Genomic DNA, 13,043 nt, shown 5'->3' with positions numbered 1-13,043 from the left:
TTTAAATTGTTTCTTTACATTTTTTACAAAATCTAAACTTCTTATCCTCGACTATCTTATAACCAACTCTGGCGGCCTGGCCGCATTTGGGACAAACTAAGGCGACCTTAGCCATGGCCACAGCGGAAGGAAACTGTATTCTCTGGCCTTTTTCTCCGGAACGCTTGGGACGCTGGTGCTTGATCAGCAAATTCAAACCCTCAACCACGACTTTATTGTCTGTAGTCATTACCTGCAAGACCTTACCGGTTTTACCCTTATCCTTGCCTGCCAGCATCTTTATTTTGTCTCCTGTTTTTATTTTCATAGTATTATTATTTAAAAGCCTGTAAAGTCGAAAGCCTGTAAAGGCATAAGTATCGGATTAATCTTTTAGCTTTATGGACTTTTGACTTTTAGCTTTCTATAGCACTTCCGGCGCTAAAGAGATTATCTTCTGGTAACCAAGATTTCTCAGTTCTCTGGCAACCGGCCCGAAAATACGCGTGCCGCGCATTTCTTTCTTGGCATCAATCAAAACTACGGCATTATCGTCAAAACGGATATAAGAACCGTCAGCGCGACGAATTTCCTTTCTGGCCCTGACCACAACACCATGAACCACATCGCCCTTTTTAACCGCGGAATGGGGTACGGCTTCTTTAACCGACATAGTGACAATATCGCCAATCCCGGCATAACGCTTTTTATAACCTCCCCAGACACGAAAAACAGCCAAGCGTTTGGCGCCGGTATTATCCGCTGATTTAACTATTGATCTTAACTGAATCATATAATGGTTAGCTTATGAATCCTAATGACTTTTAACTGTTATTTGTATATTACTCGCCATTTCTTGTCTTTAGACAACGGCCGGCATTCGACAAATTCCACCACGTCGCCTTCATGATACTGGTTTTTCTCATCATGCACTTTGAATTTTCGGCTGACTTTGTAGCGTTTACCGTACTTGGGATGCATCTTAAAAGATTGTATCACCACGACTAAAGTCTTGGCCATCTTGTCCGACACCACTGTACCTTTAAATTTTCTTAAAATCTTCTCAGACATATATGTATGCTAAATAACTAATTATTTCTTGGACGCTAAAGCAGTCAAAATCAAAGCAATGTCCTTCTTTAGGACACGAATTTCCCTGACGCTTTTCAACTGCCCCTGATGAACCTTGAATTTCAATTCGTCCAGTTTTTTTCTGGCATCGTTAATCAACGATTTAAGCTCGGGAACTTCTTTTAAATTTAATTCCTTGATATTCATATTATTGTTTCTTCACTACTTTTGCTTTAATCGGCAGTTTATAAGCGGCCAAGGTTAGGGCTTGTCTCGCTTCAACTTCGGAGATACCATCAAGCTCGAAAATAATATTCCCCGGACGGACTGTGGCAATATATTTTTCCGGCGCGCCCTTGCCGCCACCCATCGTGGTCTGACTGCCTTTAGCTGTTATGGCGCTGTGCGGGAAAACCCTGATCCAACTCTTGCCGCCGCGACGGATATATTTAGCCAAGACGCGTCTAGCCGCTTCCAATTGCTGTGCCGACACCCAGGCGGCCGTTGTCGCTTTGAGTCCGAACGAGCCAAAAGCTACGTAGTTGCCGGAAGTGGCAACGCCGTCTTTGACATCGGGGCGATGTTGTTTTCTGTGGGCTAACTTTTTAGGCATCAACATATATTCAATTACGAATTTCAAATTACGAACTACGAATCATTATTCTGACAATTACGGATTGTAAATTAGGCCTAAGCCGTAATCCGTAATCCGTAATCCGTAATTATTAACTTGTTTAAATTAATTATTTATTACTTTTGCTTATTACTTTCCTTGTCATTAAAGATATCGCCTTTATAGATCCACACCTTGATTCCGATAGTGCCGTAAATAGTCTGGGCAATGCCGCGACAATAATCAATATCGGCGCGCAAGGTATGTAGAGGCACTTTACCGTACAGAAAAAGCTCGCGACGAGCGATTTCCGCCCCATCCAGACGTCCGGTAATGATAACCTTAATGCCTTTGGCGCCGGCCTTTTCCGCCCGACCCATGGCTTGTTTGACAACACGACGAAAAGGAATGCGTTTTTCAATATCGCTTGCCATAGACTGAATAAGAGAAGCAGAGTCCAAGTTAGGATCGCTTAACTCCAGAATATTGACATTGATATTCTTTAACCCCTTCTTGCGGCTGAAATCATCTTTAAGGAATTTATCCTTAATCTCCTTCTTCAAATCTTCAGCTCCAGAACCGCCGCGACCGATAATCAATCCGGGGCGGGAGGCGTGGATATTCAAAACAATGGCGTTTGGTGAGCGTTCCATTTCGACTTTGGAGATTCCCAGATTACGGAATTTTTTCATCACAAACCTGCGGATGCGGACATCCTGTTTCAGATACTCGGAAAAATCATTCTCTGTAAACCAACGCGATTCCCAAGTTTTATTGATATTTAGCCGTAAACCTTTGGCATTAACTTTTTGACCCATAAATATTAGCTTATGGCTTGTAGCTCCGCCAGCTGGCGGATAGCTTATAGCCGATAACTTTTTAATTCTTATTTCTTATTTGCTACCTGTTTTCCTATTCAAAATTTTAGAGGCGAATCCCCTATCGCTAGCTTTGGCTTTCCTTATCTCTTTCTTGCCTTCCTGTTTGCCAGCGATATCTTTGAGTTCATCAAACTCTCCGGTTCCGACCTTAATAATATCAGAGGTATCAGTCTTCTTTTCCTTTTTAGCCTTACCGGAAGCGACAATTTCTTCCAAAATTACTTTGATCTTGGATGATTCCTTACGAAGAGGCGTGGCGCGACCGAAAGCTCTGGGCTGCCAACGTTTCAATACCGGACCGGCATCAACCGTAATCGAGGCAATCTTCAAATTATCCGGGGTCAAATCATAATTCTCCTTGGCATTAGCAATAGCGGATTTAAGTAATTTTAATAATTCCTTAGCCGCCGCTTTCTTGCTGAAAGTTAATTGCATCAAGGCTTTTTCCACAGTCAAACCGTTAATCAGATTAGCCACTAATCTCACCTTACGATAACTTATTCTCAAATTGTTCATTTTAGCGATAACTTGCATATAGTTTAAACTTTGGCTCCCTGTTCAATGGCTTTTTGGATTTTGCCGCCATGACGGAAAAACTTCTTAGTCGGAGAAAATTCCCCTAGCTTGTGGCCGACCATGTTTTCTACCACAAACACCGGCAAATGTTCTTTGCCGTTATGCACGCCAAAAGTCAAACCAACCATTTCCGGAGTAATCGTACTGCTTCTGGCCCAGGTTTTAATGACAACCTTAGCACCCTTGGGGGTGTTTTGGACTTTCTTTAACAGTTTGGGATCGACGTAGGGACCTTTTTTAAGGCTTCTAGACATAAATATTATTTATAAAGTCTGAAAGTCTAAAGTCTATAAAGTCAATTCATTAACAGATTATTATTTCTTTCAGCTTTATAGATTTTTAGCTTTTGACTAATTTTTATTTTTTCTTTTTTCGGGATGGACGTCGGCTTAGAATAAACTTACCGGATGCCTTCTTTTGTTTTCTGGTTTTAACGCCTAGAGCTGGTTTGCCCCAAGGAGTCTTAGGATGCTTCAACCCAATCGGGTTTACGCCTTCACCGCCACCATGAGGATGATCAACCGGATTCATAACCTTGCCTCGAACCGTCGGCTTGATGCCACGATGGCGCATCCTGCCGGCTTTGCCCCAGCGAATATTCTTAAAATCAGGATTAGACACTATGCCGATAACCGCCAAAGCCGTCTCAGGCACCAAGCGAACTTCTCCCGATGGCATCTTAAGTTGAGCAAAACCGCGGTCAAAACCCATCAAATTAACGCCAGTGCCGGCACCGCGAGCCAATTGGCCGCCGCGACCGGGCAGAATCTCCACATTATAAACAACAACGCCAGCGGGAATATGCTTAAGAGGCATGGCATTGCCTGATTTATATTCAATTTTATTCTGTGAGCTCAAGACAGTTTCACCGACTTGCAAACCCTGAGGTGCCACAATATAACGTTTCTCGCCATCGGCATAAGCCAGTAAAGCGATACGGGCATTTCTGCCTGGATCATACTCAATCGTCTTAACCACGGCAGGCACATCAAACTTATCGCGACGATAATCAATCACGCGGATCTTTTTATTGGCTCCGCCGCCTTGATGGCGTACAGTTATTTTCCCTTGAGCGTTACGGCCGGCCATACGTTTGGCTGAAATCAATAAAGACTTTTCCGGCTTAGTGGCGGTAATATCTTGGCGGGTCAAGACCGAAGTCTGACGACGCCCGGGAGTTGTTGGTTTATAAATCTTGATGGACATATCTGTTATTTAATACCTTCATAAACATTAATCGACTTGCCTTTGGGTAAGGTAACAATGGCTTTTTTCCAATTCTTACGCTTGCCGAATTGCTGACCGAAACGGACGAATTTACCGCGTACATTTGAAACATTAACACTAACCGGCTTCAAGCCATAGCGGCTTTCTACCGCTTTTTTAACTTCATTCTTAGTCGCCTTGGCGTCAATCGCAAAGGCATATTGGTTATTAGCTTCGCCGGAAGCGGTCTTCTCCGTCAATAATGGAGCGATCAAAACGCCATAAACCGAAACCTTAACACTGCTTTTATCAGTAACGGCCTTAGCAGACTTCACTGGTTTAACAGCCTTAACAGCCTTGGCTTCTTCTTTAACTTCAATGGCTTTTTCCGCCACAACCTTCGGTTCTTCTTCTTTAGTTGTTTTTTTATTGAATAAACCCATATGCTTACTTAGTCTTAGTCTTAGCGGTCTTGGTCTTCTTAACCTTAGCAACTTTGACTACGGCCTTTTCCTTAGTTTTTTCTTTAACTTGTTTATAAGCTTTATCAATTTCTTCCACTGATTTGATACCAACCAGCAAAGCATCGGCCTTAAGCAGATCAACACAATTCAAGCTCTTGGCAGAAATCGTTGACACGCCTTTAAGATTCTTAGCGGCACGAGTCAGTTTATCATCCGCTTCGCTCATCACCAAAAGAAATTTCTTGCTGTCTTTCAGTCCAGTAATCGCTTTCTTAATATTTTTAAGCCAAGCATTCAAGTCCTTGGTTCTACCGGCAGGATTCTCCAATTTATCAAAAATGATTAATCCCTTGCTGGCGGCTTTATCGGATAAACACATAGCCAGAGCCGCTTGCTTCATTTTTTTATTTACCTTTTGGGTGAAATTGCGATCATTTCTCGGACCAAAAGTTACACCGCCGCCAACCCAGATCGGGGAACGGCTGGAACCGTGGCGAGCGCGACCGGTGCCTTTTTGGCGCCAGGGTTTCTTACCGCCACCGCGTACTTCCGCCCGAGTTTTGGTGTGAGCCAGAACTTCGCGAGAATTAGCTTCTTGGGCAATAACCACTTGATGAACTACGGCTGTATTGACGGCACGGCCAAACAACCGAGCGGGCAGCTCTGTATCTTTTATTTGTTCACCTTGATAATTGTATACGGGGAATTTCATACTTATATATGGCTTATGGCGTATAGCTCTGCCAACTGGCGGATAGCTTATGGCCAATAACTTATTTATTCTTTTGCTTCTTCGATTTTATTTTCTTCAACTGGTGCTGCTTCAACAATAGTTTCTTTAGTTTCAGTTTTAGTCTCAGTAACACTTTCTTCCGGTGATTCCACCTTAACTTCCTTAGTTTCAGCAATCGGAGCTTCAACGACTTGTTCCGCTAAATTTTCTTTCATCGGCTCTTCTTGCTTGATTATCATCTCTCCGGGACCGTAAATCATGATCAAACCATGACGGGCTCCAGGAACAGCGCCTTTGACATATAAAATGTTTTTTTCCGGTTCAACGGCAATAATCTGAAGTCCGGATACAGTAACCTGCTCATCACCCATTTGTCCTGCCATTCTCCGGCCCTTAAAAACACGCTGAACTCCACCGGCGCCAATAGAACCAGGCATTCTTTCTTGATCCTTATGGCCATGAGAAGAATTCTGACCATGAAAACCATGACGTTTGACCACGCCCTGAAAACCCTTACCCTTGGATTGACCAGTTACAGCGATAGCATCGCCTTCGGCAAAAACTTCCACCGTAATAATGTCACCGCGTTTAACACCGGCAACCTCTTTATCGGCCAAGCGGAATTCGCGGACGGTTTTAACTAATGGCAAATCCTTCAAATGACCGATTCTGGATTTACCCGGTTTTTTATCAACGCCAAAACCGACTTGAACAGCGTTATAGCCATCCTTGGTATCGGTTGATTTGACTTGAGTAACAACATTAGGCAAAGCCAAAACTGCCGTTACTGGAACAACTGTGCCATCTTCTTTGTACAGCTGTGTCATTTCTACTTTTTTTCCCAAAATGAATTTCATAATCTTTGAATCACATTTGCTATTTAAACAAAAAGTCCGGTTTTACCCGAACCTTAACTTTAACACGCCCTACCCAATTCATCTTCTAAAGACAAAAATTGGCTACAGTCGTTATTAAGTTGTGGTTTTTAGGTAAAACTCCTTTTTGCGGGCTGCTCCCTACTCATGAAGGTTTTCCCGCTGATTGCTGCTTTAAGCTTGGGATCTTTCTTCATTTTCTTTAGCGGCCGCTTAGGCCTAGCCTCGTTTAATAACGAAGCGAATTATATTTTAATTATCAATTAGGAACCAGAGACAAAGGAGAAAGGTATTCTTTTCGATACTGAGGCGCTCCCCCAGAAATCTAATCAGAAGTTTACGGACCTTTCTCCCAAAATAAGGGGAGGGGGACTTAGTACCTGCTATCAACGGGAAATACTGTGTAACTCCCTCGGCCACACCTTGAATATAGCTTGTCCCGCGTCAGGGTTTCTGACGTTCATCTCCCCCCCCCAAAAAAAACGTACTGTCTTTGGTTCCTAATTGTAAAACTACATTTTAATTTCAATATTTACGCCAGCTGGCAAATTTAGCCCCATTAAGGCGTCAACGACCTGGGCGGTCGGATCAATAATATCAATCAAACGCTTGTGCGTACGCATTTCAAACTGATCACGTGCATTCTTGTGCACGAAAGTGGAACGGTTAACGGTGTACTTGCGTTTTTCTGTAGGCAAGGGTACCGGACCGACAACCTTCACGCCAAAACGATGGCAACTCTCAATAATTTTCTTGGCAGAGTTATCAATAATCTTATGATCGTACGCTTTAAGCTTGATCCTGATTCTTTGGTGGGCTTTGCCCTCGGCTACTTTAGTGGTCATAGTTATACTGGTCTTACCGTCCGAATACGTTAATTAATTTATAACGGACGCAATGACTAAGGCAGAATAGTTTTAAAAATTACAAATTTAACTAATCCATTCTACTATCGCGGGGACAAACTTGCGCTTCTCCCCGCTAAGTATGATGAATCCTGAAAAATTATTTAACGATCTTCGTTACAACGCCGGCGCCGACAGTATGGCCACCTTCACGAATAGCGAATTTCATTTTCTCTTCCATGGCAACGGTTTTACCTAGTTTGACGATAACATTAACGGTATCTCCAGGCATAACCATTTCCGTTCCGGCCGGCAAAGTGATTTCACCGGTTACGTCAGTTGTTCTGACATAGAATTGTGGTTTATAGCCATTAAAGAAGGGTTTGTGGCGTCCGCCTTCTTCTTTAGACAAGATATAGACTTCGGCTTCAAACTCTGAGTGCGGGGTAATGGAACCCGGTTTGGCCAAAACTTGGCCACGCTCAACTTCTTCTTTCTTAGTACCGCGCAAGAGAATGCCAGCATTATCACCAGCTCTGCCTTCATCTAAAGATTTATTAAACATTTCGATGCCGGTAACAACGGTTTTCTTAGTATCGGCCAAACCAACGATTTCTACTTCCTCGTTAGTCTTAATTATACCGCGTTCAATTCTACCGGTAACAACGGTACCGCGGCCTTCAATAGAGAAGACATCTTCAATCGGCATTAAGAAAGACTGGTCGGTAGCGCGCTGCGGCTCAGGGATATAAGTATCCAAGGCGTTCATTAACTCTATAATGCAATCAGCGTCAGAACCATTCGGATTTTCTAAGGCCTTCAAAGCAGAACCCTTGATAATCGGGGTGGTTTCGCCGGGATAATTGTACTTGGTCAACAATTCGCGGATTTCACCTTCTACTAAATCAATCATTTCCGGATCGGCTTGATCAACCTTGTTAATGAAAACAACGATATAAGGCACGCCGACTTGATAAGCCAAAAGGATATGCTCTCTAGTCTGAGGCATAGGACCATCAGTGGCGGCCACAACCAAAATAGCTCCGTCCATCTGGGCGGCGCCAGTGATCATGTTCTTGATATAATCAGCATGACCTGGGCAATCCACATGAGCATAGTGGCGCTTTTCAGTTTCGTATTCTACGTGAGCAGTCGCAATAGTGATACCGCGGGCTTTTTCTTCCGGAGCGGCGTCAATCTGATCGACTGATTTGTGCTGGGCGGTAAAACCGCGAGCGCTTAAAGTAGCCAAAATAGCCGCGGTCAAAGTGGTTTTGCCGTGGTCGACGTGACCGATGGTACCCACATTAACGTGGGGCTTGCTTCTGTTGAATGCTTCTGCCATGTTAGTTATCCTTTTTGAGTTCCTCGCCCTCAAATCCGGGGAGTTTTAGCCAGAACTCAAGATTATTTAGTATTATTTATTATTTTTATTAGCTTGACTATTATATCACAAAAACAAAAAAAATCAAGAGGGAGCGGTACTATGTTTTTTCCACAGTTACCTCACAATCAATTTAACCACTTACCGGCTCAAAATAATATCGATCCTCATCCTGAATCTCTTGACTATTTTGGCTAAATTCAGAGAAAACTTCATCACCAGGGACAACTCCGATGTCTTTAGCAAAATTGTACTGATCAACTGATAATTCTCTTAATTCTTGATTATCCTTCCAAATGGCGATATCACGATTTATTTTATCTAAAAGTTCGTCTTCTGTCAAGCCCGAGACGCCGGATTTACCTAAAATTAAATCTTCATAATCAGCGACAGTCATAATAACATAGCCCGGTTCACCGTGCTCATCCAAAACAATGGCCTTATCACCTGTTTTTTTGAGTAAATTTACTAATTTTGTGAGATTAGGCATATTAATTGCTGAGTTGATAAATTAGCGGCTGAATACTGTCTAACCGCTTTAACTGGCAATAATTTAGCGTTGATTTAATAATAATATAGTAAAAGCAGGACTTTGTAAAGTAGTAACGACTAAATTAAAGGGTGTGGATAACTATTTGTTAAAAACATTGACAAAAGCATGACTATTTGATATAATACTATGTTAATCGTCTTTGTCGGGCGATTGGCTATATCCGAAACCAAAATCGTTTATGTGGACGATGGCGGTTCTATCTGTTCCTTATTAAAGTCCGAAGAACAAGGAGTATCAGAGAATGAGAGAATACGGACCACGCCGCGACCTGCATGTTGTGTTCATAAACGAAGGCGAAGGAAATGCAAGCGATTTCAACAACAATAACTTCGCCCTGCATATCGCGGATGAGCTTTTCTTGGAAGCCATGAACGTCTTAGCTGACAAAATCGGCAGAGCCGACTTAGCCGCGCTACAATGCACGGGAAGCGTACTGCTGACCGACGCCCCGTGTTTCGACGGAATACTAAAATCAGCGGAAGAATACTTTATTGAAGCCGACATTTTTTTCCAGAAAATACCGCGCATTCCCAAAGCGGAAGAATTGTCAGAGTATGTCGACACCATCGACGGCTGTCGGTATTTATTCAAGCCGTTGCCATTCGGGTATGGCTATTGGTATGACTTCGTCTGCCTGGAAATCGGCGTACAATTGGGAGCCGCCGAAACCATAGGGGCGTTAGCTACCATATATCGGGCAAGACAATACCGCCAAAAGCTTATCACTGACGGGAAAAAACAAATCGTTGCGGGAAAAATAAAGTACGGCCATCGCAACGCCCCGCGCGATCTATTTGACTTGTTTGGCTGCTGCCTCATGATCTGCCGAGGCAATATTGCAAAAGCCCAGCAGATGAGTCATAGTTCTTATGTTAAATGGGGATCTCACGCCACCAAAAAAAGCGCCTTTGATAAAATGCGCTCGGAAGCCGCCGAGATCGCCTAATTACACAACTCCCCGCCCTGCTTGCGCAGTGCGGGGTTTCTTTTTTATTCAAAAAATTATGTATTTAATAAAGACGCTAACAAACAGGTGTTGCACTAACTTTTTATAAAAATGAATATGAAAATATCGTAAAAAATAGTGAGCTATAGACTATTGACTTGCTCGCGTAATTTAGCAAGCTTCTCTTCGGCAACAGTCAACTTTTCTTTTTCTTTTTCCACCACTGCTTTGGGTGCATTTTTCACAAATTCCTCATTATCCATCTTGCTTTGCAAACCGCTCAAGTATTTTTCCGTCTCCATAATTTCTTTAGCCAAGCGTTCCTTTTCTGCTCCAATATTGATCAGCCCGGCCAAGACTAAATAAATCTCCGATCCTTCAATAACTTTAACCGCGGAATTTTCCGGTTTGACTCCGACAGAATCAATCGCCAAATTTTGCAGCCGTGCCAGACGCTTAATAATCTTTGCTTGCGACTCCAATAATTCCTTTTTAGCGCTAATAATTACAATATCAATCAACTTAGCTGGTTCAATCTTATTTTCCGCGCGCAGATTCCTAATCGCTATGATTAACTCTTTGACAACTTCAAAATCATTGCCACCTTCGCTGACTGACAAATATGCTATCTCTTTTATCTTATCCCATAATCCCACTTCTTTACTAACCGGCCAGGACTCCACCATTAATATTCTCTCGTCCGCTAATTTGTCCCAAATCTCTTCAGTGATAAACGGCATATACGGATGCCAGAGTCTTAATAGCGTTTGCAGAACATAAAGCAGAATATCATCCTTACCTTTTTCTATTTTGGCGACCTCCAAATACCAATCGGCAAAATCACTCCAAGTAAAGTCATACAAAATCTCACTGGCCAAAGAGAACTCACAATTGTCCAATTGCTTGGTGGCTTCGTAGATTTTAGCATTTAACTTATCCAATAACCATTTATCAGCTAGGGTAATGGGTTCCGGCGCCACTTCTACCAACCGAGGATTTTCCACGGTAGACAGGATATAGCGGGAAATATTCCATAATTTATTGACAAAATTCCTCGCCGCCTCCACCTTCTCTTCATAAAACCTGGCATCGTTGCCGGCGGTCGTACCCTTAATTAAAGACAAACGTAAAGCGTCAGTGCCGTATTTTTCAATAATTTCTAACGGATCTAGGCCATTACCCAAAGATTTAGAAAACTTACGGCCGTCTTTGGCGCGTAAAATGCCATGAATATAAACATCTTTGAAAGGAATGTCATCAAGAGCATAAGTGGTCATCAGGATCATTCTGGCCATCCAGAAAAATAAAATTTCATAACCCATTTGCATCCAAGTTGTCGGATGGTATTTTTTTAAATCGTCAGTTTGCTCCGGCCAGCCCAAAGTGGAAAAAGTCCAGGCACCCGAAGAAAACCAAGTATCTAAGGTATCCTCATCTTGACGTACCTGGCTGTTGTCGCATTTGGGACATTTGTCTACCGGTTGATCAGAGTAAAATATTTCTCCGCAATCGTCGCAATACCACACGGGTATGCGGTGACCCCACCAAACTTGACGGGAGATGCACCAATCGCGTAAATTATCAATCCAATGCAAATAAGTATTGTGGAATCTCTCCGGCGTAATCTTGATAATTTTGTTTTTGTCATGATTATGGCCGATGGTTACGGCTTCGCGCATCAAATCCTTTAAGGTTTTACCGCGGCCGGGAATCTGCTTTTTTACATCCACAAACCATTGCTCCATGGGGAGCGCTTCAGCCACATCGCCGAACCTGTCCGACTTGCCGACATTATGTTCAACCTCCTCTTCTTTAATGTAGAGATGATTAGCTTTAAGCCAATCTACGAATTTTTCCCGGGCTTCATTAATAGTCAAACCATCATAATCTTTGCCCGCGACAGGTAACATCCGACCGTCTTTACCGATAACCGGAATAATACCAATATCTTTATTCTGCTCATACATCTCAAAATCAATCTGGCTGTGCGCCGGCGTAACGCCGACCGCGCCCGTGCCATAATTCACATCAACATTTTTGTCGGCAATAATCGTAATGACAAGCGGCTTAGCCGCACCAACATCTACCGTAAACTTCTGGCCGATGTATTGTTTATATCTATCATCATCAGGATTAACTGCCACAGCCGTATCACCCAATTTGGTTTCCGGACGAGTGGTGGCAATAGCGATAGGAAAATCCTGACTATACTTAAAAGTATAAACCGTAGTCTTAACGGTTTCATATACCAACTCATCATCAGAGCAGGTGGATTGCCCCTTAACCGACCAATTGACTACGCGATAACCGCGATAAATCAAACCATCGGCAAACATCCGACGGAATAATTCATTCACCGCCTTGGTACGAGGTTCATCAAAAGTATAAGCTAAACGCGACCAATCGCAGGATGTACCTATTTTTTTTATCTGCGATAAAATAACTGATTTTTTTTCTTCTGCATACTCGCGAATTTTTTTCAGCAGTTCCTCGCGACCCAACTCTTGACGCGGATGCTTGATGCCTTGTTTTTTGAGTTCATCTTCCACCCTGGCTTGAGTAGCCACAGCCGCATGATCTGTTCCAGGCACAAGTAATGCTCGCTTACCCTTGAGTCGCTGGTAACGCAACTCGATATCCATAATAGAATTCTCCAGGGCATGACCCAAGTGTAAAACGCCGGTAACATTGGGCGGGGGCATGGAGACGACAAATTTCTCCGGCCGTTCACCCGGCAGATTATCGGGATTAAAATAACCGGATTCTTCCCATTTGCGGTAGATTCCGTCTTCGACAGATTCGGCGTCATACGCCTTGGCTAATTCTATTTTTGACATATATTATATTGCCTTAATAGTACTAAAATATGCTATTTTTTTCAAGTTTTTAAACAAAAATACTCCGGCACAGCTGCCGG

The 13,043-nt window shown here is 42.9% G+C and carries 16 protein-coding genes and 1 pseudogene; 1 reads left to right on the top strand and 16 read right to left on the bottom strand.

All coding sequences use genetic code 11. The features are described 5' to 3' along the window. Nucleotide 1 precedes the first annotated feature (1 nt). From rplX to WC473_04165, 15 genes and pseudogenes are all read right to left on the bottom strand, one after another. Nucleotides 2–307: a 50S ribosomal protein L24 gene (gene rplX / locus WC473_04235; GenBank protein ID MFA5124999.1), complete on the bottom strand. Its 306-nt coding sequence runs from the start codon at nucleotides 305–307 to the stop codon at nucleotides 2–4. A 96-nt stretch (nucleotides 308–403) separates the two neighbouring features. Continuing rightward, nucleotides 404–772, bottom strand: coding sequence for a 50S ribosomal protein L14 (rplN, locus tag WC473_04230; GenBank protein MFA5124998.1), 369 nt, complete (start codon nucleotides 770–772; stop codon nucleotides 404–406). 38 nt (nucleotides 773–810) lie between these two features. Continuing rightward, entirely contained in the window at nucleotides 811–1,050 is a 240-nt protein-coding gene (gene rpsQ / locus WC473_04225; protein MFA5124997.1) for a 30S ribosomal protein S17, read from the bottom strand. 21 nt (nucleotides 1,051–1,071) lie between these two features. Then, nucleotides 1,072–1,257 (bottom strand): 50S ribosomal protein L29, encoded by a 186-nt coding sequence (rpmC, locus tag WC473_04220; protein ID MFA5124996.1) that lies wholly within the window; start codon nucleotides 1,255–1,257, stop codon nucleotides 1,072–1,074. Nucleotide 1,258: 1 nt separating this feature from the next. Beyond that, nucleotides 1,259–1,669: a 50S ribosomal protein L16 gene (gene rplP / locus WC473_04215; GenBank protein MFA5124995.1), complete on the bottom strand. Its 411-nt coding sequence runs from the start codon at nucleotides 1,667–1,669 to the stop codon at nucleotides 1,259–1,261. 131 nt (nucleotides 1,670–1,800) lie between these two features. Beyond that, nucleotides 1,801–2,481, bottom strand: a complete 681-nt coding sequence (rpsC, locus tag WC473_04210; protein ID MFA5124994.1) for a 30S ribosomal protein S3 — start codon at nucleotides 2,479–2,481, stop codon at nucleotides 1,801–1,803. Between the two features lie 75 nt (nucleotides 2,482–2,556). Beyond that, nucleotides 2,557–3,078, bottom strand: a complete 522-nt coding sequence (gene rplV, locus WC473_04205; GenBank protein MFA5124993.1) for a 50S ribosomal protein L22 — start codon at nucleotides 3,076–3,078, stop codon at nucleotides 2,557–2,559. 5 nt (nucleotides 3,079–3,083) lie between these two features. After that, nucleotides 3,084–3,374, bottom strand: a complete 291-nt coding sequence (rpsS, locus tag WC473_04200; protein MFA5124992.1) for a 30S ribosomal protein S19 — start codon at nucleotides 3,372–3,374, stop codon at nucleotides 3,084–3,086. A gap of 103 nt (nucleotides 3,375–3,477) precedes the next feature. Further along, nucleotides 3,478–4,326: a 50S ribosomal protein L2 gene (gene rplB / locus WC473_04195; protein ID MFA5124991.1), complete on the bottom strand. Its 849-nt coding sequence runs from the start codon at nucleotides 4,324–4,326 to the stop codon at nucleotides 3,478–3,480. Between the two features lie 5 nt (nucleotides 4,327–4,331). Then, a complete protein-coding gene (rplW, locus tag WC473_04190; GenBank protein MFA5124990.1) occupies nucleotides 4,332–4,769 on the bottom strand; it encodes a 50S ribosomal protein L23 in 438 nt (145 codons plus the stop codon). 4 nt (nucleotides 4,770–4,773) lie between these two features. After that, complete coding sequence (gene rplD / locus WC473_04185) at nucleotides 4,774–5,502, bottom strand: 50S ribosomal protein L4 (GenBank protein ID MFA5124989.1); 729 nt, start codon at nucleotides 5,500–5,502, stop codon at nucleotides 4,774–4,776. A gap of 275 nt (nucleotides 5,503–5,777) precedes the next feature. Further along, nucleotides 5,778–6,383, bottom strand: a pseudogene (gene rplC, locus WC473_04180) (50S ribosomal protein L3). A 527-nt stretch (nucleotides 6,384–6,910) separates the two neighbouring features. Then, on the bottom strand, nucleotides 6,911–7,243 hold the full coding sequence (rpsJ, locus tag WC473_04175; GenBank protein MFA5124988.1) for a 30S ribosomal protein S10: 333 nt from the start codon (nucleotides 7,241–7,243) through the stop codon (nucleotides 6,911–6,913). 160 nt (nucleotides 7,244–7,403) lie between these two features. Further along, the gene (gene tuf, locus WC473_04170; GenBank protein MFA5124987.1) at nucleotides 7,404–8,588 is read right to left on the bottom strand and encodes an elongation factor Tu; all 1,185 of its coding nucleotides are present in this window, start codon (nucleotides 8,586–8,588) and stop codon (nucleotides 7,404–7,406) included. Nucleotides 8,589–8,760: 172 nt separating this feature from the next. Further along, nucleotides 8,761–9,117: a hypothetical protein gene (locus WC473_04165; GenBank protein MFA5124986.1), complete on the bottom strand. Its 357-nt coding sequence runs from the start codon at nucleotides 9,115–9,117 to the stop codon at nucleotides 8,761–8,763. A 304-nt stretch (nucleotides 9,118–9,421) separates the two neighbouring features. Between WC473_04165 and WC473_04160 the strand changes: the two genes are divergently transcribed. Beyond that, nucleotides 9,422–10,126 (top strand): hypothetical protein, encoded by a 705-nt coding sequence (locus tag WC473_04160; GenBank protein MFA5124985.1) that lies wholly within the window; start codon nucleotides 9,422–9,424, stop codon nucleotides 10,124–10,126. Between the two features lie 143 nt (nucleotides 10,127–10,269). Here the strand turns inward: WC473_04160 and WC473_04155 are convergent, their stop codons facing one another. Then, a complete protein-coding gene (locus tag WC473_04155; protein ID MFA5124984.1) occupies nucleotides 10,270–12,963 on the bottom strand; it encodes a valine--tRNA ligase in 2,694 nt (897 codons plus the stop codon). Between the last annotated feature and the right edge of the window lie 80 nt (nucleotides 12,964–13,043).

The sequence above is a fragment of the Patescibacteria group bacterium genome, assembly GCA_041650895.1.
Classification (GTDB): domain Bacteria; phylum Patescibacteriota; class Patescibacteriia; order 2-01-FULL-39-33; family 2-01-FULL-39-33; genus CAISTG01.
The sequence above is the reverse complement of the archived record's forward strand: the minus strand, read 5'-3'. Positions and strand labels throughout refer to the sequence as shown.

What these genes read in the sequence shown, in the direction of transcription:
- rplX (MFA5124999.1), bottom strand. Translation starts at nt 307, where the DNA reads ATGAAAATAAAAACAGGAGACAAAATAAAGATGCTGGCAGGCAAGGAT.
- rplN (MFA5124998.1), bottom strand. Translation starts at nt 772, where the DNA reads ATGATTCAGTTAAGATCAATAGTTAAATCAGCGGATAATACCGGCGCC.
- rpsQ (MFA5124997.1), bottom strand. Translation starts at nt 1,050, where the DNA reads ATGTCTGAGAAGATTTTAAGAAAATTTAAAGGTACAGTGGTGTCGGAC.
- rpmC (MFA5124996.1), bottom strand. Translation starts at nt 1,257, where the DNA reads ATGAATATCAAGGAATTAAATTTAAAAGAAGTTCCCGAGCTTAAATCG.
- rplP (MFA5124995.1), bottom strand. Translation starts at nt 1,669, where the DNA reads ATGTTGATGCCTAAAAAGTTAGCCCACAGAAAACAACATCGCCCCGAT.
- rpsC (MFA5124994.1), bottom strand. Translation starts at nt 2,481, where the DNA reads ATGGGTCAAAAAGTTAATGCCAAAGGTTTACGGCTAAATATCAATAAA.
- rplV (MFA5124993.1), bottom strand. Translation starts at nt 3,078, where the DNA reads ATGCAAGTTATCGCTAAAATGAACAATTTGAGAATAAGTTATCGTAAG.
- rpsS (MFA5124992.1), bottom strand. Translation starts at nt 3,374, where the DNA reads ATGTCTAGAAGCCTTAAAAAAGGTCCCTACGTCGATCCCAAACTGTTA.
- rplB (MFA5124991.1), bottom strand. Translation starts at nt 4,326, where the DNA reads ATGTCCATCAAGATTTATAAACCAACAACTCCCGGGCGTCGTCAGACT.
- rplW (MFA5124990.1), bottom strand. Translation starts at nt 4,769, where the DNA reads ATGGGTTTATTCAATAAAAAAACAACTAAAGAAGAAGAACCGAAGGTT.
- rplD (MFA5124989.1), bottom strand. Translation starts at nt 5,502, where the DNA reads ATGAAATTCCCCGTATACAATTATCAAGGTGAACAAATAAAAGATACA.
- rpsJ (MFA5124988.1), bottom strand. Translation starts at nt 7,243, where the DNA reads ATGACCACTAAAGTAGCCGAGGGCAAAGCCCACCAAAGAATCAGGATC.
- tuf (MFA5124987.1), bottom strand. Translation starts at nt 8,588, where the DNA reads ATGGCAGAAGCATTCAACAGAAGCAAGCCCCACGTTAATGTGGGTACC.
- WC473_04165 (MFA5124986.1), bottom strand. Translation starts at nt 9,117, where the DNA reads ATGCCTAATCTCACAAAATTAGTAAATTTACTCAAAAAAACAGGTGAT.
- WC473_04160 (MFA5124985.1), top strand. Translation starts at nt 9,422, where the DNA reads ATGAGAGAATACGGACCACGCCGCGACCTGCATGTTGTGTTCATAAAC.
- WC473_04155 (MFA5124984.1), bottom strand. Translation starts at nt 12,963, where the DNA reads ATGTCAAAAATAGAATTAGCCAAGGCGTATGACGCCGAATCTGTCGAA.